This window comes from Mesorhizobium sp. M0678 (assembly GCF_040320505.1).
In the GTDB taxonomy this organism is placed as follows: domain Bacteria; phylum Pseudomonadota; class Alphaproteobacteria; order Rhizobiales; family Rhizobiaceae; genus Mesorhizobium.
In genome coordinates, this window is sequence record NZ_JAMYPT010000025.1 from 1 (window position 1) to 21,252 (window position 21,252).

Genomic DNA, 21,252 nt, shown 5'->3' on the forward strand with positions numbered 1-21,252 from the left:
ATCCGCGGCGGGGATCCGACTCCCCCCTGTCAGCCCCGCGCTTTATTGCGGGTTTGTTGCTGTATTCGATAACCGCTCCGGCGCCGCCGCCCGGGGGGCCCGCGGTCAAGACCAACCGCCAGACGATGCGCGGCTACGGCGCCTGAGGAAGAGACCATGATCCGCAAGCAAGACCGTCGCCTACGTGTCGGTGTGCTCGGCTGCGGGCCGATCGCGCAATTTGCCCATCTGGAATCCTGCGTGAAAGCCAGGAATGCCGACCTCTATGCGATCTGCGATGCCGCTCCCGACCTGCTGGCGCGCATGGGCGCGACTTATGAGCCCGAAAAAATGTATGGCGACTACGATGAGATGCTCGCCGACCCTGAACTGGAAGCGGTGATCGTTGCGACCTCGGACGCCTATCACGTTGCGATGTCGATCAAGGCGCTCGAGGCCGGCAAGCACGTGCTGTGCGAGAAGCCGATCGGCGTCTCGGTCGAGGAAGGTGAGACGCTCGCCGATGCGGTTAAGCGCTCCGGCAAGGTGCTGCAGGTCGGACATATGAAGCGCTTCGACCCGGCACTGGAAGCGGCGCGCGATTTCGTCCGCGACGAGATGGGCGAAATCCTGGCGCTGAAGGCCTGGTATTGCGATTCCACGCATCGCTACACCAACACCGACGCGGTGCAGCCGCTGCCCGTCACCAGCAAGCTGGCAAAGAAGCCGGCCGGCAATCCGAAGGCCGACCTCAGGCAGTATTTCATGCTCGCGCACGGCTCGCACCTTGTCGATACAGCACGCTTCCTCTGCGGCGAGATTGTCGCGGTGCGCGCCCGCCTCAATGAGCGTTTCGGCGCCTATTGCTGGTTCGTCGAAACTGAATTCGCCAATGGCGCGCTCGGCCATCTCGACCTCACCGTCGCCGTCCGCATGGACTGGCACGAAGGCTTTCAACTCTATGGCGAGAACGGCTCCGTGATCGCAAAGACCTTCAATCCCTGGTATTTCCGAGCGAGCGAGGTCGACATCTTTCACGAGAAGGATGCGACGGCGCGAAAGCCGCTTGGCGCTGACGGCCATTTCTTCAGGCGGCAACTCGAAGGCCTCGCCAACACGGTCCTCGACGGCGCGCCGCTGCGCGGCGCCGATGTCGAGGACGGCCTCGCCTCGATCCGCGCCATGGTGGCGATCGCCCGCTCGGTGGAGAGCGGGCTGCGCGTCGAGATCGCTGCCGTCACGGGAGCGGTCTGATGCAGGTCGGGGTGTTCGCCAGGACCTTCCCGGGCAGCGAGCCGGCCGGCGTGCTGGCGGCGGTGCGCGACGCGGGATTTGCCGTCACCCAGTTCAATCTTGCCTGCGCCGGCCTGCCGTCGATGCCGGACGCGGTACCTGACGGTGCCATCAGCGCCATCGCGGCAGCATCCGGTGCCTCCGGCGTCGCCCTGGTGGCGCTGTCGGGCACCTACAATATGGCCCATTCGGACAAAGCGGTGCGCGACGACGGCATGCGCCGGCTTGGCGTGGTCATCAAGGCCGCGGCGTCCCTTGCTGTTCCGCTCGTCACCCTGTGCACGGGAACGCGCAACGCGGACGATCAGTGGGCGTATCACCCCGACAACGCCGACCGTGAGGCATGGGACGACATGGCAGGCGAGATCGAAAAGGCGCTTCAACTCGCCGAGCGTCATGGCGTCGATCTCGGCATCGAGCCCGAACAGGCCAACATCGTAACCTCGGCGCAGGATGCGATGCGCCTCATCGCCGAGATGGGCTCGAAGCGGTTGCGCGTCGTGCTCGATCCGGCCAACCTGTTCGAACAGGCGAGCCCCGAGGAAGCAAGCGCCATCGTGGCCGCCGCCGTCGAACGCACTGCCGGCCACGTCGCCATGGCGCATGCCAAGGACCGCTTCGCCGACGGGCGCTTTGCCACCGCCGGCAGGGGCGTCGTCGATTTCCCGGATTTCGTCGCCAGGCTGAAGTCATCAGGCTTTGACGGGCCGCTGGTCACGCATGGCCTCTCGGCCGAAGAGGCACCAGGGGTTGCTCGCTTCCTGATGGGGCTGACCTGATGGCGCGCCTGGCCGCTCTGCTTCGCGACGACGCCACGCTTCGGATTTCTGATAATGGCAACGGGCTTGCCGTCGTCTTCCAGCATGGGCTGGGCGGCGGCGAGGCGCAAATCGCCCAGGCTTTCCCGGCCGGTGCCGACTTGCGGCGCATCACGCTGGAATGCCGCGGGCACGGCGCCTCCGGACTGGGCAGCCGCCGTCCGTTTTCCCTGAGCATGTTCGCGGACGATGTTGTTGCCGCCGCCGATCAAGCCGGTCTCGACCGTTTCGTCGCCGGCGGCGTTTCCATGGGCGCCGCCATTGCCTTGCGCCTTGCCTGTCGCCACCCGGACCGCATCGCGGGTCTGCTGCTTGTACGCCCGGCCTGGATTTTCGACAGCGCGCCGGTGAACCTGCGGCCGATCGCCGAGGTCGCCGGCCTCATCCTCGACCACGGCCCCGACAAGGCCAGGACGATCTTCGCGCAATCGGAAACCGCCGAGCGCCTGCAGCGCCACGCGCCCGACAATCTCGCCTCATTATTCGGCTATTTCGACCGGCCGGACGCCGCGCCATTCGCGCAGGTCCTCGCCGACATCGCCGCCGACGGACCGGGCGTTTCTGAAAGCAACGCCGCTGCCCTTGGCGTCCCCACGCTGGTTATCGGCAACGCCATGGATGCGGTGCATCCGCTGCCGGCTGCGCGCACGCTTGCCACGGCGATCCCCGGCGCAACCTTTGCGGAAATCTCTCCCAAGGCGCTCGACAGCGTCAGGCATTTCGCCGAGCTGCAGGCTGAGATCACGACCTTCCTTCGCGCTCACTTCAACATCCGGAGCCTTGTCCCGTTATGACGACCAAATCCCTGTCCGGCCCCGCTGCCATCGCCGCCCTTCCGCGCAACCGGCTGCTCGGCGAGTTTTCGCTGTGGTCGGCCGACCTCGCCAATATGGAGCGCGACCTGAAGCGCATAGATCCGTTTGTCGACCTCCACCACATCGACGTCGCGGACGCCCGCTTCACCCCCGGCTTCCTGTTCTTTCCGGACCTGGTGGCGCGGATTGCCATGCTGACGGCAAAGCCGATCCATGTGCATTTGATGGTTGAAGCGGAGATCGTCGAGGAGCAGGCGCGCCAATTCATCGAGGCCGGCGCCGATCTTGTCAGCGTCCATGCGGAAAACGGCGAGGCCGGCCTACGCGCCGTGCGGCTGGCGCGTGAGCTCGGCGTCGAGGCCGGGGTGGTGCTGAGACTGGAAACGCCGGTGGCCGCGGTCAAACCTTTCCTGTCGCAAGTGGCTTTCGTGACGCTTCTCGGCACATCCATCGGCGTCAAGGGCCAGAGCCTGTCCGACCAGGCCGGCCCGCGCCTGATCGAGGCACGGGCGCTGATGCGAAAAGCAGGTCGCGAGAACGAAATCATCTTGGCTGCCGATGGCGGCATCCGCCACGAAACGGTGCCCCGCCTGCGCGCCGCCGGCGCCGAAACCGTGGTGCTCGGATCGCTGGCATTCGGCGACCCCGACCTTGCGCAGCGCATGGCCTGGCTGCATGGGCTGGAGATTGCCGCCTGATGACAAAGGTTGCGCTTGCCTTCGATCTCGGCGGAACGGAGCTGCGCGGCGCGCTGGTCGAGAGCGGCGGCCACGTGATCGCCCATGTTTCGGCCCCGACGATGGCGATCGCGGGATCGGAAGCGGTGATCGGCCAGATCATCGCGCTGGCCGGGGACCTTCTGACACAGCACCCACAGGCCAAGGTTGCCGGCATCGGCGTCGGCGCACCGGGGCCGCTCGACCCCAAGGCCGGGATCGTGATCGCACCGCCGACACTGGCTGGCTGGCACGATGTGCCCTTGATCGACATTCTCGGCAAGTATTTCGGTCTGCCGGTGCGGCTGGAGAACGACGCCAATGCCGCAGCACTCGGCGAATGGCGCTTCGGCGCCGGGCGTGGCACCGGGTCGATGGTGTTCGTCACCGTGTCGACTGGCATTGGCGGTGGCGTCGTTGCCGAGGGTCACGTCTATCATGGCCGGCGCGGGCTGGCGGCCGAGATCGGCCACATGACCATCACCGGCGAAGGAGACCGCTGCTTCTGCGGCGCCGTCGGCTGCTTCGAGGCGGTCGCCTCCGGAACCGCGCTCGGGCGGCGCGCCACGGCGCTGACGGCGCCGGGCGACGGCTCGCTGCTGCGGCGCCTTTCGGCCGACGGCGACATCTCGGCCAGGCACGTGGTCGATGCCGCGCGTGCAGGCGACGGGCGCGCGCGCACACTCATCGAGGCGGAGGCGAATTGGCTGGGCATCGGCTTCACCAATCTGCTTCATCTCTATTCGCCGGACCTGATCGTAATGGGTGGCGGTCTCGCCAACGGTTTCGACCTCTTGGCTCCAAGCATCAGGGCGGTCGTCGAGCAGCGGGCGATGCCCGCCTACCGGGACGTACCCATCGTGCCGGCGCAACTCGGCAATCAGGCCGGACTGATCGGCGCCGCCAGCCTGATCCTGTGGGAAGGCGAACCAGGCGCGCCGCTGGCGATGGCGCAAGATGACGAAAACAACAACGACACGACCAAACGTGCCGGTGCCCGGGAGGCAAGCCATGGCTGAGCTCAAGCTGAGCGGCGTGCGCAAATCCTACAGATCCGTCGAGGTCATTAGTCCACGACCAGGCGACTCTGCTCGACTACACCGCTGGAGGTGCGCGCCATCGCAATGGGCGCATACAAGCCTTCTGGTAGTCGCGGCGAGACTGCGAACTGCCCAGCGGCGGCATGACCGTTCGAAGCAGGGCTCGGCCAGCGTCGCCCGTGCGGAGGCGTCATTAATTTTGCTGACAGATTGCCGATCTACATTGGTCGGCGGTGCCTGGCGGGCGGCTCGACTGTTGGTTGGGGACAAGGATTTCGACGTGGTTCGCGCTGGCTGCGATCGGCGCCGAGGTTACCTAAGGCGATGTGCCGGCGGCCGAAGCCGCATCCACCTTCTCGAGCTCGAGCTTCGGTGAGAGAAGTGACCGGGAGGAAACTCTTGGCTGCTACGGTCCTACCAGCACGTAAATCCCCCATCGACGGGTACGACGGCTCCGGTCATCAAACTGGCCGCGTCGGAAGCGAGGAACAGGACAGCGCTGGCGACTTCGTGCGCCTGGCCCATGCGGCCCATTGGCGTGTCTCGCAACCACGCTTCTATACGCGGCGCGTTTTCCGGAATCGCCAGGACCATCGGCGTTTCGATGTAGGTTGGCGCCACCGCGTTAACCCGCACGCCATGAGGCGCCCATTCGGCGGCGATCGAGCGGGTCATGTGATGCACGGCCGCCTTGGAGACATTGTAAGGTGTTTGCGGCTGCGGCCGGTTGCAGATCGTGCCCGACATGGAACCCAGATTGACGATTGAGCCGCGGCCGGCCGCGATCATGTGGCGGCCGAAAGCGCGCGAGCACCAGAAGACGCCGTTGATGTTGACGTTCATCATCCACAGCCAGAGTTCATCACTGATATCTTCCGACGAAATGCCGCTGCTGCCGACGCCGGCATTGTTGACGAGAATCGAAGCCGGCGTGCCCCGAGTGGCGAGCGTGTCAGCAATCTCGCTCATCCTTGTTGACGAAGTGACGTCACCGAGCATCAGCTCGGCCGAGTAGCCTTTCGCAGTCAGTGCATCCCTGCCAGCACTGCCGATCTGCTCGTCGGGCTCTATGATGACCACATGCGCTCCGGACTCGCCCAACGCTTCGGCGCATGCGAGGCCAATACCTCTGCCTCCGCCGGTCACCACGGCGATCTCGTTGTCCACCCTGAAGCGCGCTTGATACATGGCCTACCTCCCCGAATTTCGATGCCGAGACGCTACGTGTCAAATGTCGAAGTTGGTCGGCAGAATGACGATATCGCGAATTGTCACCGTTCTCGGCCGGGTCAGCATGAACAGCAGGACTTCGGCAATTTCCTTCGGCTCAAACAGATTTCCGGCCGCCATCGCCCGGTCGAGGTTCTCCTTCGGCCAGTCGGCGACGAGGGGCGTCAGTACCGGTCCGGGGGCGATCGCGCCGACACGGATGCCGTGCTTCGCCACCTGTCGCCTCAGCGCATGGACGAACGCTTGAACTGCGTGCTTGGAAGCGGTGTAGATCGGCTCCCATGGTATTGCGGTATGGCCGGCAACGGAACTGGTGACGACAATGTCTCCCGTGCCCCGCTCGATCATGTGCGGCAGGACCGCATGGACCGTTCGGAATACGGCATTGACGTTCAGGTTCAGCATCCCGTCAAAGGCGTCCGGATCACCATCAATGAAATCGCCGCCGATATAGGCGCCGGCATTGGCATGGAAGGCGTCGAGGTGACCGACCTTGTCCAGAATGCCGGGCATCATGCCTGCCACGCTTTCCGGATTGGTGAGATCCACCCTCAAAGGAATCGCGTTCTCGCCGAGATCAGCAGCCAGGCTGCGCAGTTTCTCATCCGCATAGTCGATCAGGACCACCCGCGCGCCAGCATCGAGACAACCACGGACACAAGCAAGGCCGATACCCGATGCCGCGCCCGTGATTGCAATGACCTTTCCAGAGAGTTGTTCGCTCATCTTCGTCCTCCAGCCGTCGGGTTGCTTTCGGTGTTGAGTGCCTCGCCCGTGCAGGCGAAGCGGTACTCGTCCAGGCTGCGCTGGATCGAGGCGATCAGTAACGAGGTAGGCTCGAGCGGTTTGCCTGCAAACGCCTCGAATGCGGGCAGATGCTGGCGAAACAGCGTGAGCGGCACCGTCTTGCCGTGCAGGGCCGCGGTCAGGCTCGCGACCGCTGCTTCCGCCTCCGGCTGGTTCCAGTAATACCGGATGCGGTCCGAGAACGAGTAGTGGCGCTGGATGCGCTGTTCGGCTTCCGAGCCGTGATAGTGGCCCTGCCAATTGCCGGGTTTGGCCAGCATCAATCGCTCCATGGCCTGATAGAGTGGACGGGCTCCGTAGTCAGGCAAAAGATCGGTCGCGATAAGGTCCAGCGCGTAGAGCGCCTCACGCAGGACGAAGGTCAATTCCGGCCCCACTTTCAGGATCGGGAAGCCGTCCTCGACCAATTGGCGCAAATATGTTCGTCCCTGGTAGTCGGTTGAATGCGCCTCGTAGACCAGGCCAGGCTCCTGCTCGAGCAGCCGCGTCAGCCCGCGTGCCCTGGCGGAATCGTAAAGGACCACATTCTCATTGCCGAACTCCACACCGGGCTGGACCACCAGTGCGATGACGCGTGAGAACGCATCGGCCAAGCCTTGCTTCAGGAACAGGTCGCGATGAACATCGATCGTGTGCGTCGCCGCCGCTACGCTGGTCGGCTCAATGTCGCTGATTGCATGGTTGGCGCCGCCGGGCGTCGGCACCTCGGTGCCGATGATGTAGACCGGGGCCTCATCTCCTGCGGCGCGCGCCGCGCGCTCTGCCGCCAAGGCCAGCCGCGCTGCACGCTCCGCCGTTCTGGCGTCGTCGAGCGCGGCAGGCTCGCCGGCGCATCCCATCGAAGCATCGAGGTGGATCTTTCGAAAGCCGGCGGACACGTACGCCGTGACCATCTCTTCTGCCTTCGCCATCGCTGCGCCGGCATGTTCCCCGCGCCACGGATTTGGCCCAAGGTGATCCCCACCGAAGATGATCCTTTCCATCGGAAGCTTTTCTTCTGCCGATATGTGCTGGACGAGACGAACAAAATCGCTGGGCAGCATTCCGGTGTAGCCACCGAACTGGTTGACCTGGTTGCAGGTTGCTTCGATCACAAGCATGTCGGAGAAGCGTGCAGCATTGCGCGCTGCTGCCCGAATGACCAATGGATGCGCTGAGCAGACAGACGTGACGCCTATCGGCGAACCATTGCGCCGCGCCGCCGCCAGGCTTTTGAGGAGACCGGTCATCGAGCGTTTCTCGGGGTCACGGCGATGAATTCGTCAAGCTGCCGACGCGAGGCGGCACCTTCCATCGGACCTTGAATAGTAACGTTGCGGGCTCCCGCGGCATTGGCATACTCTAGGGCTTTGAACACAGGCATGCCGAGACGGCGGCAAGCGACGTAAGCGCCGCCGAAACAGTCGCCAGCGCCCGTCGGATCAATTTCCGCAACCCTGAACGCCGAGCAATCAATACGCGAGCCGTCAGCACCGAAGAATGTTGATCCGTGTTCGCCGCGTTTAAGCGCAATCTCTGTCACACTGCGCCCAAAGAGCGCGATGACCGCGGCAGATTCACCATCAACTCCAGCTGCCATGAACAATTCGTCGCCGGAGGGCAGGATAAGGTCGGCGACATCGACGAGCTTGGCGAAGCGCTCCTGCGTCTGCCCGAGCCCGAGCAATTCCTTGCGCAAGTTCGGGTCAAGTGAAACGGAGCCGCCGCGCCGCTTGATGACGCCGATGGCATAATCCATCGTCTCCCAGATACCCGGGATGGCAAAAGCGCTACCCATGACGTGGAGGTGTCCAGCCCGCTCGAAGAGCGCCTTCGCTTCAACCGTCAGGCTCACCAGGGCCGCCGCCGATTTTCCGATGTTGAAGACAAAGTCGCGCGAGCCGTCATTGCGATAGCGAACAAACGCGCTTCCGGTCGGATAATCCTGGCTGACCGAGATGGCCGATACGTCCACGCCGTCAGACCGGAGCCGCTCGATGTTGATGCGGCCGAAATCGTCATCGCCGACCGAGGCGACAATTGCCGCCGACCCGCCGATCTTGGCGCATTGATCGATGAAAATCGCCGGCGCGCCGCTGGGAAAGGGGCCGATAAGCTCTATCGGCTCGAGAAAGCCGTCGCCGCGACTTTTAGCCATGATCTCCACCAGGATCTCGCCGATGACCACCGTCGGCCCTAGTGCGTTGGGTGCGAGCTTGGTCTGACTTAAAATCGCATCTGCGGGCATCATACAACTCGGCTAGCGCACATCTTTTGACTGGAGCACGCGCCTGGAGGTTGCGGCCGCTCGCTCCACAGCGAACGACAACCCGAGACGGCCACGATGGGAATGCGGGATGCTCCTCCAGAGGCTACATTAATTCTGTTTGTCGCTTTATGCAACATATTAATCAATCGAGACGGACACGCCACAATGGCGTTCTAAATCGCGATCAGACGGGTAGCCCGAGCAGCAGCATCGGTTCGGCAGTGCCGAACCTGGACATTAGTCTTCGTCTTCCTCTGCCCCTTCGAGTTCCGCCGTACCGTCGGCGAAACGCTGGCTTTGCAGAGACAAGTATCGCTGATGTAACATGCAGGCCGCACCGAAGGCGGAACCGACAGTTCCTTCATCATTCATTGTGATCGATGGGAACGGGAAACTGGATTCCTGTATGGCATGGATGTGTGCAGCGACCCTGGCAGCCATCAAGGGATAGAGTGCGGCGACCGAACCGCCTAGCACGATCTTGTCGGCGTCGATGATTCGGCAAGTCTGCACCAGGCCTATTGCCAAAGCCCTTGCCCAGTCCTCGGCTGTTGAGACGGCGCTGGGCAACCGGTTTTGGACATCGGAAAGGAAGTTGCCGAATGTCGGATCACTGAGGGCGGAGGTCTTGCGATAATCGGCCATAATGTTTTCAAGGCCGATTAGTTGTTCGAGATTGCGGCGCGGGCCTGGCGCGTCGCTGATAATCAAGTGCCCAATCTCCCCCGCCAGCCCGTTGGCGCCGCGAAAAAGGCTGCCGTCAACGATAATTCCGCCGCCGACACCGCTCTCCATAACGAGAAAAAGCGTGACGCCGGAATGCACCTCGCTGCGCCCGTAAGTCGCGCCGATCGCGAATGCGTTGGCATCGTTCTCGGCAAGGACCGGAACACGAATCGGCAGGGCGTCTCTCACCAGCTTTGCAAGGTGAACATTTCGCCAGCCGAGAAGCGGCGCAAAGTGGACGAAGCCATTCTTATCCATTTGCGCCGGGGTTGATACGCCAACGCCTTCACATCGCTCCAGTTTTGACACAGGAATAGATTGGAGAGCCAGCCTCACGGCGCGGTCGACCGCGGCCTCTACGCTGATCGACGGACCATCAAACGGTTCCACATTCGTCGAAACGATATTGGTTCCAAGATCGATCTCTACCGTACTGATATGCTCGACACCGATCTCGACCCCAAGGAAGAAAATAGCATCCGGCACAAGCTCCAGCATGATGCCGGGACGGCCGGCTCGGGCATAGCCCGCTTGTTCAGGCAGATCCTCAATTGCTTCGCGCACCAGACCGTCAGCCGTCAGGCTCGCGATGATATGCCCCGACGAAGAGCGGTTAAGCCGTAACTTGCGCGCGAGTTCGGCTCGAGTGAGACGTCCAAATTGATGAAGGGCTCTTAGAGCCGCCACTTCATTGTTTTGTCGAATCCTGCGATTTGAACTGGCGGTCAGCGCCGGGTCATTCACTTAGGTCTCTCCAGGTTACCTGCGGTCCGCAAGCCGAACGCAACCACAACGCGCTCACTTGGTACACGCCGCGCAGGCGTGCAGCAACTGGCGCGATCTTATTGAACGCGCATCCCCCGAAGCTTCTGTCTCACGGATCCGAGGCTGCCGATGAACAGCGAAAAAACCGCAGCACTACAGCGCTGAAGACCGCGGAGCAGGGCGCCTTAGGCAGAGGGTCCGCACTGCCGCACAATCAGATTATCCTCGACTTATGGACGGGCATTCGTCGTTCGCCGACGAACCGCCTCTTGCATTTTCAGGTCGATGAAGGCCTTGGCGTGCTTTGCCAACGGCATGTTCTCGGTCCAGGTATCGCGCCATATGGCGCATGCGAGGGACAGACCCTCATCGACCACGGCGCTGGAGAACGATTCAAAGGTGATGTCGCGGTTATAGCCGATGTCTAGCAGCGCGTCGAAGATGCGATCGAAATCGATCACTCCATCGCCGAGGTAGCCGCGATTGCTTTCGCCGATGTGAAAATAGCCGATCTTGTCGCCGGCCAGACGAATGGCCGCCGCTGGATTGGCCTCTTCGATGTTCATATGAAACGTGTCGAGATGGAGCGTGACGTGATCGGAGCCGGTCGCCTTGATGAAGTCGAGGCCCTGAGCCGCCGTGTTCAAGAGATTCGTCTCGAACCGGTTGACGACCTCCAGGACCAGATCGACGCCGGCCTTCTTTGCTGCGTCAGCCGTCTTGGCAATGGCTGCAATGCTGTTCTTGCGGCCGCGATCACTCGGCATTGTCGAGTATTTCGTATGCGCGGAATAGAGAATGCCCCCGAGCTTGGTGCCGCCGATGTCCCGCACCGCCGCGACTGCATTCGCGAGTAATTCCTCACCTGCCTTCACGACAGCGCCGTCCTCGCTCGACACATCGGCGCCCAAGGGCAGGCCCATGGTGAGGGCGATTCGAGATCTAACGACTGAGCCTTCTTGGCGAGGCGATGGATGTCGAACTTTTCGGGTTGAAGATACGCAAACTCGATCAGCCGGTAACCGCACGCAGCCGAATTCTCCATCGCTTCTTCAAGCATGGCCTGAGTGCCACCGCCGGTCCATACGAACGAATGAATGCCCAATCTGCGCATCGGCTGTTTCCTCCTGGGTACTGGCGACTCTATAAATGTTGACAATGACAACAAAAATGCCCCCATCGTGACAAATGTCAAGGTCCTCGACGGCGCAACCAATGCTTGTGCGCGCGGCAACTCCTAACCGGATCGAGCATCATTCACGCAAATATGCAGAGGATAATACGCGGAATCCCGGGGCCGTTGCCTCGGCGGGTTTTTTGGCTTGACAGAATTCCCGTACCGTTTAATTTGTTGCCAAGAACAACATATAACGCTGCCAACCAGCGAAACGTGGAGGAGGAAATTAACTTGCCCTGATCCAATTTCTCCGCTCTTCGCGACAGATGGGCTGATAGCGCTCTTCTGTGCTCGTTCGCATGAATATGGCCAACTCGGTCCGTGAGTTGAGACCAAGCCGGCAATTCGAAACAGCAGAAAATGTTGCCTCCCAAGGCCGGCACCTGAGGGGAGTTTTCTGCTCGGGTGCGGGCACGAAAAGCGATGAATCTTCATAGGGCCAGTGCCCGTGCGTTGGCGTCTTAAATTTGGATCAAGCCGGGAGGCGCCACCGGGCCGATTGGAGGAAATCGCGGAGGCGGGGCCCCCACAATGCCTTTGATGGCCAGGAGGTTTCCGGTCTGGCGAGAAGGAACATTGCCATGACTGCGAAATGACGGACTGACATTCAAGATTCTTTGGAGGAGTGAAAGATGAGACATGAACTCGGAATAGGCCTTGCCGCATTGGCAGTGGGGCTAACGACCAGCGTGATGCCTGCCATGACGTATCAAAGGTTACAATGAGCACATCATATTTTGACATAAAGATATGTTTATGTCACGGTGTATGATCTTGGAAGCCGAGGCTCACCGTGGTGCATTCTGAATCCTCCTTGGATTCCCTTTTCGGACCCGTTGTCGCCAAGGCGGATGGATCGGAGATTCGTTCTGCCTTGGAATCGGCCGCGCGCGAACGAATCCTCATCCTCGACGGCGCGATGGGCACGCAGATCCAGGGGCATGGCTTCAACGAGGAACAGTTCCGCGGCGACAAGTTCGTCGGCTGCGCCTGCCATCAACAGGGCAACAACGACCTGCTGATCCTGACGCAGCCGAAAGCGATCGAGGAAATCCACTACCAGTACGCGATTGCCGGCGCCGACATCATCGAGACCAACACCTTCTCCTCCACGTCGATCGCCCAGGCCGATTACGGCATGGAGGATGCGGTCTATGACCTGAACCGGGACGGTGCCCGTCTGGTGCGGCGGGCGTGCATTCGCGCCCAACAGGAAGACGGCAAGCGACGCTTCGTCGCCGGCGCGCTGGGACCGACCAACCGCACCGCCTCGATGTCGCCGGACGTCAACAACCCCGGCTATCGCGCCGTCAACTTCGACGATCTGCGCATCGCCTATGGCGAGCAGTTGCGCGGCCTGATCGACGGCGGCGCCGACATCATCCTGATCGAGACGATCTTCGACACGCTGAACGCCAAGGCGGCGATCTTCGCCTGCAACGAGATCTTCCTCGAAAAGGGCGTGCATCTTCCGGTCATGATCTCAGGCACGATCACTGACCTGTCGGGCCGCACGCTGTCGGGCCAGACACCGACGGCCTTCTGGCATTCGATCCGCCACGCCAGTCCGTTCACGGTCGGCCTCAACTGCGCGCTCGGCGCCAACGCCATGCGCGCACATGTCGCCGAGATTTCCGGCGTCGCCAACACCTTCACCTGTGCCTATCCCAATGCCGGCCTGCCCAACGAGTTCGGCCGCTACGACGAGAGCCCGGAATTCATGGCGGCGCAGATCGAGGGTTTTGCGCGCGAGGGACTGGTCAATGTCGTCGGCGGCTGCTGCGGCTCGACGCCGGATCACATCCGCGCCATCGCAGCGGCAGTGAGGAAATATCCGCCGCGCGCCATTCCGGAGATCGAGCGCAAAATGCGCCTGTCAGGTCTGGAACCCTTCACGCTCACCAAGGAAATTCCGTTCGTCAATGTCGGCGAGCGCACCAACGTCACCGGCTCGGCGAAATTCAGGAAACTGATCACCGCCGGCGACTACCCTGCCGCCCTCGACATCGCGCGCGATCAGGTCTCCAACGGTGCCCAGATCATCGACATCAACATGGACGAGGGCCTGATCGATTCGAAGAAGGCGATGGTCGAGTATTTCAACCTGATCGCCGCCGAGCCGGATATCGCCCGCGTGCCGGTGATGATCGACAGTTCGAAATGGGAGATCATCGAGGCTGGCTTGAAATGCGTGCAGGGCAAGCCGCTGGTCAATTCCATCTCGATGAAGGAAGGCGAGGAAGCTTTTCTCCACCATGCGAAACTCGTCCGCGCGTATGGCGCGGCGGTCGTCGTCATGGCGTTCGACGAGGAAGGCCAGGCGGACACGCAGGCGCGAAAAGTCGCCATCTGCACCCGCGCTTACAAGCTCCTGACCGAGCAGGCCGGCTTCCCGCCGGAAGACATCGTTTTCGACCCGAACATCTTCGCCATCGCCACCGGCATCGACGAGCACAACAATTACGGGGTCGACTTCATCGAGGCGACGCGGGAAATCATCCAGACCCTACCTCACGTCCACATTTCGGGTGGCGTCTCGAACCTGTCCTTCTCGTTTCGCGGCAACGAACCGGTGCGCGAGGCCATGCATGCCGTGTTCCTCTACCACGCCATCCAGGCCGGCATGGACATGGGCATCGTCAATGCCGGCCAACTTGCAGTCTACGAATCGATCGATCCGGAACTGCGCGAAGCCTGCGAGGACGTCGTCAACAACCGCCAGCCGGCGGGCGGCGGCAGCGCCACCGAGCGGATGCTGGAACTTGCCGAGCGCTTCAAGGGAACCGCCGGCAAGGAGGCCAAGGAACGCGATCTCGCCTGGCGGGAGTGGACTGTCGACAAGCGCATTTCGCATGCGCTGGTCAATGGCATCACCGAGTTCATCGACGCCGATACCGACGAGGCGCGGCTTGCCGCCGAGCGGCCGCTCCATGTCATCGAGGGCCCGCTGATGGCCGGCATGAACGTCGTCGGCGACCTGTTCGGTGCCGGAAAGATGTTCCTCCCGCAAGTGGTCAAGTCCGCGCGCGTGATGAAACAGGCGGTCGCCGGGCTGCTGCCGCACATGGAAGCCGAGAAGCTGGCCAACGCCGCCAACGGCATCGACACCGGCGAACGCCAGACCGCCGGAAAAATCCTGATGGCGACGGTCAAGGGCGACGTCCATGACATCGGCAAGAACATCGTCGGCGTCGTGCTCGCCTGCAACAACTACGAGATCATCGATCTAGGCGTCATGGTGCCAGCGACTAAGATTCTGCGGACGGCGCGCGAGCAAAACGTCGACATCATCGGCCTCTCCGGCCTGATCACGCCGTCGCTCGACGAGATGGCGCATGTCGCCTCCGAAATGGAGCGCGAAGGTTTCGACATTCCGTTGCTGATTGGCGGGGCGACGACCAGCCGCGTTCACACGGCGGTCAAGATCCACCCGCGCTATGAGCGCGGCCAGACGGTCTACGTCACAGATGCCAGCCGCGCCGTTGGCGTCGTCTCGTCATTGCTGTCCCACCAGGCAAAGGGCGACTATGTCGATATGGTACGCGCCGAGTACCGCAAGGTGGCGGACGCGCATGCGCGTAGTGAAGCCGACAAGCTGCGCCTTCCGCTCGCCAGGGCAAGGGCAAACGCCCACAAGATCGACTGGTCGGGCTATGTCCCGCAAAACCCCTCCTTCCTTGGGCTGAAGGTTTTCGAGACCTGGGACCTCGCCGAACTCGCCCGCTACATCGACTGGACGCCGTTCTTCCAGACCTGGGAGATGAGGGGGCGCTATCCGAAGATTCTCGAAGACGAGGCACAGGGGCCGGCGGCGCGCCAGCTGTTCGAGGATGCACAAGCGGTGCTGAAGCAGATCATCGCGGAACAATGGTTCGCACCGAAGGGCGTGATCGGCTTCTGGCCGGCCAATGCCGTCGGCGACGACATCAGGCTTTTCACCGACGACACGCGTTCGCAAGAGCTGGCGACCTTCTTCACGCTGCGCCAGCAACTGACCAAGCGCGACGGCAAGGCCAACGTCGCCCTGTCGGATTTCGTCGCGCCGCTCGAAAGTGGCAAGGCGGATTATCTCGGCGGCTTCATCGTGACCGCCGGCATCGAGGAAGTGGCGATCGCCGAGCGCTTCGAGCGGGCCAATGACGATTATTCCTCGATAATGGTGAAGGCGCTCGCCGACCGCTTCGCCGAAGCCTTCGCCGAGCGGCTGCACGAGCGTGTCCGAAAAGAGTTGTGGGGCTATGCGCCGGACGAGAACCTGGCCCCGGAGGATCTGATCGGCGAACCCTATTGCGGCATCAGGCCGGCGCCCGGCTATCCGGCGCAGCCCGACCATACCGAGAAGGCGACGCTGTTCAGGCTGCTCGACGGCGAACGCAACGCAGGGGTCACCTTGACCGAAAGCTATGCCATGTGGCCCGGCTCGTCGGTCTCCGGCATCTATCTCGCCCATCCGGAAAGCTATTATTTCGGGGTGGCCAAGATCGAGCGCGATCAGGTGGAGGACTATGCACGGCGCAAAGACATGTCAATTTCGGAGGTCGAGCAGTGGCTCGGGCCCATCCTGAATTACATCCCAGTGCAGGTCGCTGAGGCCGCTGAATAGATTGTCGGCGTACCAGCTTCAAAGTGGAATTCGTCCTGTATTCAAGCCTTGCCGGGCGCGCCGCTCACCCACTGGGCGGCAGGCGGCAAGAAGATGCAGAGATGGCGAAAATCCTAGGCATCTCCATAGCAGGAGTATGGGACGCGGTGAGCATTCCCGAGCGCGCCGGCGAGGTGTTCGATACGCTCGGCCTGTTGCGCCAAGAGGGCAAGATCGGCGGCTTCGGCTGGAGCACCGATCACCGCGAACGGCTTGCCGCCTACGCGCCGCGCGAAGGGTTCGTCGCCGTAGAGAACGACTTCAATGTGTTTACCCCGGCGAACGAGCTGATGGCCGTTGCGGCGCGCGAGAACCTCGTCTCGTTCAGCCGGCTGCCGCTGGCAATGGGGCTGCTCACCGGCAAATACACGCCGGCCATGCGGCTGCCCACCAACGATGTGCGCGGCGGGAATGCCGAATGGATGGTGTTTTTCAGGGATGGCGCCGCCAACCCGCACTATCTGTCAAGGCTCTCGGCAATCCGCGACCTGCTCACCTCGGGCGGACGCACGCTTGCGCAAGGCGCGCTCGGCTGGATACTCGCCAAGTCGGCAATCGCCTTGCCGGTTCCCGGCTTCACGCGCCCGAGCAGGTCGAGGACAATCTCGGTGCGCTGGAGAAAGGGCCGCTGCCGGCAACGGTGATGGCCGAGATCGACGCAGTGCTGAAAATTGCCGAGACTGCGTAGGGTGTGGTGAATCCGGAATTCGGACCACGTTGGAGCAAAACTGCACACGAAAGTTCCGTTTTCGTTCCTACGATGGGGCGGTCGACGGGTGTCGTGAGGCGCCGTTTGATGCTATTCGAGGGTGCGAGGCGATAACGGTTTCCGATATATTCGGTCGTCGGTCGCAGGACCGTACGGAACGATGCGGGAATACTGGCGATTCTGGTCCACGAAAACGCCAATGAAATCAATGTTTTTGGCGCATCCTCCGGGCCCACCATTGTCGTTATTTATCAATGACTTAGCATCATATTTTGGTTTGGTTGGCCAAGTCAATATTGGCGAACCACGGTGTATCGCGTTGATTTTATTGATTTATGGTAGGCTCCCGAGGACTGCCGATCGATTTGCTGCGCGAGCGTGGCGCATTCGTGCAGTCTTCCAGTCAACGGACGAACTTATGCAAATCCCTGCTCACACATCTGAACTTGGCTCGCACTTTCCGACCGTTGAGACTCACAACAACTGCGACCCTTCGGAGCCCGCTGTCGGCTTATTTTACCCCATTCCCTACACGCGCCATAGATAGGTCCATCCCAAAGCTGGCTCGATTGGCGGGCCGCGCCTCACGCCAGACGATCTATTAGGCTGCGCACGGCCTTCAGACCCACAAGGACGACAAAGGCGCTGCCGCAAGCTCGTCGCCGAAGGGCACGAGATCGGAAATTCAAGCGTGCATGCCGCCCACTGGCAACAAATGATGTGGTCGGACGTTTGGGCACAAGCGGTGTCGGGCACCTGAAGGCGCACTAGCCAGGCGGAAGGTATTCCGAGGCCGGCGGACCTGAAGATTTCCCGCTTCTTAGCCGTCCAGGCGATTTGACACTGTATCGCCAAGGGAGAAGAAAATGGCTGAAGGTCATTCCAAATTAGACGGGCCGGATCTGGTCCAGGGCGTCGCGTTCGCCGATCTTCCCGATGGCGGCAAGTTCGTCGGCCATTGTGGCAGCGAGCAGGTACTGCTGGTGCGCCGCGGGGCTGAGGTCTTCGCCATCGGGGCGGCATGTACACATTACGGTGGGCCGCTCGTCGACGGTCTTGTGGTGGGGGATACTGTCCGGTGTCCGTGGCATCACGCGTGCTTCGATTTGCGCACTGGCGAGGCCTTGCATGCCCCCGCCTTCAATCCAATCGCATGCTGGTCGGTGGAACTACGCGATGAACGGATATTTGTGGGCGAGAAGCGCAAGCGGACGGCACCGAAGCAGCGCGATAGAGGCTCCGGCCAGGTTCCCGAGAATATCGTCATTGTCGGCGGCGGCGCGGCCGGTTTCGCAGCGGCCGAAAAACTGCGGCGCGAACACTATCATGGCAGCATCGTCATGCTCAGCAACGACGAAGCGCCACCCGTTGATCGGCCCAATCTTTCCAAAGATTACCTCGCCGGCAAAGCACCGGAGGATTGGATCCCGCTCCGCCGGGAGAGCTTCTACTCAAAGAACGATATCGATCTGCATCTCAATGCGGACGTCGTCAGCATCGATGCACGTTCTGGCGAGGTTGTACTCGCTGATGGCGCCCGGACCCCCTATGACAGGCTGCTGCTTGCGACCGGAGCCGAACCGGTCCGCCTCACTATCCCCGGCGCCGACCAGCCACAGGTTCACACGCTGCGCTCGCTCGCAGATTGCAAGGCGATCATCGAGCGAGCCACGACTGCGCGCCGCGCCGTCGTGCTTGGCGCCAGTTTCATTGGCCTGGAAGTTGCCGCGGCCCTGCGCTTGCGCGACATCGAAGTTCATGTCGTGGCACCGGAGAGACGGCCCATGGAGCGGGTCCTTGGTCCGCAAATGGGCGACTTCATCCGCGCCCTCCATGAGCAGAATGGTGTCTTATTCCGTCTCGAAGATACCGCGAGCAGCATCGACGGCACCAACGTGAAACTAAGTAGTGGCAATACGTTGACGGCAGATTTCGTCGTCGTCGGCATCGGCGTGCGACCGCGGACTGGGCTTGCCGAGAAGGCAGGGCTGACCGTTGACGACGGGGTCGTCGTGAACGCGTTTCTGGAGACGAGCGCGCCAGGGATCTTCGCCGCCGGTGACATTGCGCGGTGGCCCGATCCTCACACTGGCGAGAACATTCGGGTCGAGCATTGGGTGGTAGCAGAGAGGCAGGGGCAAACCGCAGCACTCAACATACTCGGCCATCGCGAGAAATTCGTCGCCGTGCCGTTCTTTTGGAGCCAGCATTACGATATTCCCATCAACTATGTCGGTCATGCCGGACAATGGGACGAGATCGCGGTCGATGGAGACATCATTGCCAAAGATTGCCTGCTGCGCTTCAAGCGCAAAGGGCGCACGCTGGCTGTCGCTTCGATCTCCCGCGACATCGAAAGTCTAGAGACAGAGGTGGAAATGGAGCGCCAATGACCTAGCGAAGTGCAAGCTGTTATCCGCCTTCCGTGGCGATCAACATCCAATTGCGCTTCCTCGAGGATATCACAGGCGAACGTCCACGCATCGATCACCTTAATGATCTCCTGGGGATCGCCAGCAACGATCGCATCATTGGGCCGAGCGTGTAACGCTGGCCAGGTCGGAAACGAAGCGAACAGCAATCTCAGCGGTATCATCTCCTTGAGAACGTTGACGACCCGTCGCTTCGCTCGTTCCGATGGACGTCAGCCGCAGCATCTCCTACCGACCCCGGCGTTCTGCAATCGCTCGCGACCTAATCCGCGCGCTGCGTTCGCTCGGCTTCGTCACCTCTTCCTCTCTACCTAGGCGGAAATCAGAGTCGCCGCCGCTCCGGGCGGGAGAGTCGCAAGAGACCCTGTTGGCCTCCTCGACGGCAAATCGACGTCGGCATAGCGCGACGAGGGTGCGGGTGGTGGACAGTACGACAGCATCGGACGCTAAATCCGCAAGCGTTCCTTCGCACACCTTGCGCACGATTGTATACGAAAATGAAGAATAATGTTGACAATTTTCCAATCCAGGTTTCCCTTTAAGGCATCCGCGCAGCCGATGAGCAAAACACAAAGCGCGATAACCAGAAGGGGAATGCAGAATGATCAACCGACGCGCGACTCTCAAATCGATGGCGCTTGGCGCCGTCTCGACCCTGGCCATCGCCGCCATGGGTATCCCGTCCGTGCAGGCCCAGAACAAGGAACTGAAGATCGGATTCGTCGGTGTCACAAGCGGCTCCGCCGCCGCCTGGGGCACATCGAATGTGCGTTCAATGCAGACGCGTGCCGCCTGGCTCAACGAAACCGGCGGCGTCAAGATCGGTGACAGCACCTACAACGTCAACATCGTTACCTTCGACGATCAGAAAGACCCAAAGCGCGCCATCGCCGGCATGGAGAAGATGGCTCAGGAGGGCATCCACTATGTGGTCGGCCCGAATGTCGATGACGGTGCCGCCGCCGTGCGTCCGGTCGCCGAGGCCAACGGCATCATTTATTTCCCGTACGCTTTCCCGAAGGCGCTTTATCAGAAGCCTGCCTCGAATGCCGTGCTCGGCATGATCGCCAACTATCAATCGGGCCCGGCGATCTACAAATATCTCAAGGAAAAAAAGGGGGTGAAGACGATCGCCTTCGTTGCCGCCAATGAATCGGATCCGTTGAGCCAGCGCGATGGTGGCGTCGAGGCAGCCAAGGCATTGGGCCTCGAGATTGTCGCCCAGAACGACACCTATCAGAACGACACGCGCGACTTCACGCCGGTGCTCACGCCGATCGTTTCGCTGAAGCCCGACCTGCTGGTGCTATCCGGCGTCGCGCCCGCCAATGCGCCGCTGCTCATCCGCGCCGCCCGTGAGCTCGGTTTCGAGGGCCTGATCTCGACCGAAACGGCGCAGGACGCCAAGGTTCTGGAGGAGGGCGCTGGCGAGTACGCCAACGGCTTCATCTCCGTCGGTGGCGCCTCCACGCCGGAAATCGCCTCCGACACGATGAAGGAATTCGTCGACCGCTACACCAAGATGTTCGGCGAATACAATGACGAGTCCAATACCAAGGTCTATGCGCTCGAATACATCCTCGAAACGCTGAAGGCCAATCCGGCGGCAATCGACAATGTCGAGGAGTTCAAGAAGACCATCGACACCTTCTCGGCTCCCAACCCTTACCTGAAAGGCGACGCCAAGCTGAGCTATGTTGGGACGACCTCTTTCGGCCAGAAGCGTCAGCTCGCGGTGCCGATGGTTGTCAATGAGTACAAGGACGGCGCCTTCCAGACCCTGTTCGTCGGCTCGGTTGATTAGGGTTAGGTTCCTGCGGTTATTTCCTCCCGCGTTGCCGGGGGCCCGGAGCAT

14 protein-coding genes and 1 pseudogene are annotated in these 21,252 nt (G+C 61.7%); 9 read left to right on the top strand and 6 right to left on the bottom strand.

Annotated elements, in window-relative coordinates; all coding sequences use genetic code 11:
* Nucleotides 1-156 precede the first annotated feature (156 nt).
* The 5 genes from NKI29_RS28480 to NKI29_RS28500 are packed head-to-tail and all read left to right on the top strand — an operon-like array spanning nucleotide 157 to nucleotide 4,640.
* Entirely contained in the window at nucleotides 157-1,233 is a 1,077-nt protein-coding gene (locus NKI29_RS28480; RefSeq protein ID WP_352457863.1) for a Gfo/Idh/MocA family protein, read from the top strand.
* Nucleotides 1,233-2,051, top strand: a complete 819-nt coding sequence (locus NKI29_RS28485; RefSeq protein ID WP_352457864.1) for a sugar phosphate isomerase/epimerase family protein — start codon at nucleotides 1,233-1,235, stop codon at nucleotides 2,049-2,051. The genes NKI29_RS28480 and NKI29_RS28485 overlap by 1 nt, the downstream gene beginning before the upstream one ends.
* Nucleotides 2,051-2,884 (top strand): alpha/beta fold hydrolase, encoded by an 834-nt coding sequence (locus NKI29_RS28490; protein ID WP_023680303.1) that lies wholly within the window; start codon nucleotides 2,051-2,053, stop codon nucleotides 2,882-2,884. The genes NKI29_RS28485 and NKI29_RS28490 overlap by 1 nt, the downstream gene beginning before the upstream one ends.
* Entirely contained in the window at nucleotides 2,881-3,603 is a 723-nt protein-coding gene (locus NKI29_RS28495; protein ID WP_352457865.1) for a ribulose-phosphate 3-epimerase, read from the top strand. The genes NKI29_RS28490 and NKI29_RS28495 overlap by 4 nt, the downstream gene beginning before the upstream one ends.
* Nucleotides 3,603-4,640 carry an ROK family protein gene (locus NKI29_RS28500; protein WP_352457866.1) on the top strand — a complete coding sequence of 346 codons (1,038 nt, stop codon included), beginning with the start codon at nucleotides 3,603-3,605 and terminating at the stop codon, nucleotides 4,638-4,640. Before NKI29_RS28495 ends, NKI29_RS28500 begins: the two co-directional genes overlap by 1 nt.
* 435 nt (nucleotides 4,641-5,075) lie before the next feature.
* Here NKI29_RS28500 and NKI29_RS28505 read toward each other — a convergent pair whose 3' ends face one another.
* The 6 genes and pseudogenes from NKI29_RS28505 to NKI29_RS28530 form a co-directional block, all read right to left on the bottom strand.
* Nucleotides 5,076-5,849 (bottom strand): SDR family NAD(P)-dependent oxidoreductase, encoded by a 774-nt coding sequence (locus NKI29_RS28505; protein WP_352569005.1) that lies wholly within the window; start codon nucleotides 5,847-5,849, stop codon nucleotides 5,076-5,078.
* Between the two features lie 39 nt (nucleotides 5,850-5,888).
* Nucleotides 5,889-6,617, bottom strand: coding sequence for an SDR family oxidoreductase (locus NKI29_RS28510; RefSeq protein ID WP_352569006.1), 729 nt, complete (start codon nucleotides 6,615-6,617; stop codon nucleotides 5,889-5,891).
* On the bottom strand, nucleotides 6,614-7,927 hold the full coding sequence (locus tag NKI29_RS28515) for a D-tagatose-bisphosphate aldolase, class II, non-catalytic subunit (RefSeq protein ID WP_352457868.1): 1,314 nt from the start codon (nucleotides 7,925-7,927) through the stop codon (nucleotides 6,614-6,616). The genes NKI29_RS28510 and NKI29_RS28515 overlap by 4 nt, the downstream gene beginning before the upstream one ends.
* Nucleotides 7,924-8,925 (bottom strand): tagatose kinase, encoded by a 1,002-nt coding sequence (locus tag NKI29_RS28520; protein ID WP_352569190.1) that lies wholly within the window; start codon nucleotides 8,923-8,925, stop codon nucleotides 7,924-7,926. The genes NKI29_RS28515 and NKI29_RS28520 overlap by 4 nt, the downstream gene beginning before the upstream one ends.
* 258 nt (nucleotides 8,926-9,183) lie before the next feature.
* Nucleotides 9,184-10,416 carry an ROK family transcriptional regulator gene (locus NKI29_RS28525; protein WP_352726273.1) on the bottom strand — a complete coding sequence of 411 codons (1,233 nt, stop codon included), beginning with the start codon at nucleotides 10,414-10,416 and terminating at the stop codon, nucleotides 9,184-9,186.
* 251 nt (nucleotides 10,417-10,667) lie between these two features.
* Nucleotides 10,668-11,551: pseudogene (locus NKI29_RS28530) on the bottom strand (sugar phosphate isomerase/epimerase family protein).
* Between the two features lie 856 nt (nucleotides 11,552-12,407).
* On the opposite strand from NKI29_RS28530, the gene metH reads away from it, so the two are divergent.
* The 4 genes from metH (at nucleotide 12,408) to NKI29_RS28550 (ending at nucleotide 21,201) form a co-directional block, all read left to right on the top strand.
* The gene (metH, locus tag NKI29_RS28535) at nucleotides 12,408-16,217 is read left to right on the top strand and encodes a methionine synthase (RefSeq protein WP_036239289.1); all 3,810 of its coding nucleotides are present in this window, start codon (nucleotides 12,408-12,410) and stop codon (nucleotides 16,215-16,217) included.
* 101 nt (nucleotides 16,218-16,318) lie between these two features.
* Complete coding sequence (locus NKI29_RS28540; RefSeq protein ID WP_352798020.1) at nucleotides 16,319-16,900, top strand: aldo/keto reductase; 582 nt, start codon at nucleotides 16,319-16,321, stop codon at nucleotides 16,898-16,900.
* Nucleotides 16,901-17,831: 931 nt separating this feature from the next.
* Complete coding sequence (locus NKI29_RS28545) at nucleotides 17,832-19,358, top strand: FAD-dependent oxidoreductase (protein ID WP_352647874.1); 1,527 nt, start codon at nucleotides 17,832-17,834, stop codon at nucleotides 19,356-19,358.
* 640 nt (nucleotides 19,359-19,998) lie between these two features.
* Entirely contained in the window at nucleotides 19,999-21,201 is a 1,203-nt protein-coding gene (locus tag NKI29_RS28550) for an ABC transporter substrate-binding protein (protein WP_352621169.1), read from the top strand.
* Nucleotides 21,202-21,252: the final 51 nt, after the last annotated feature.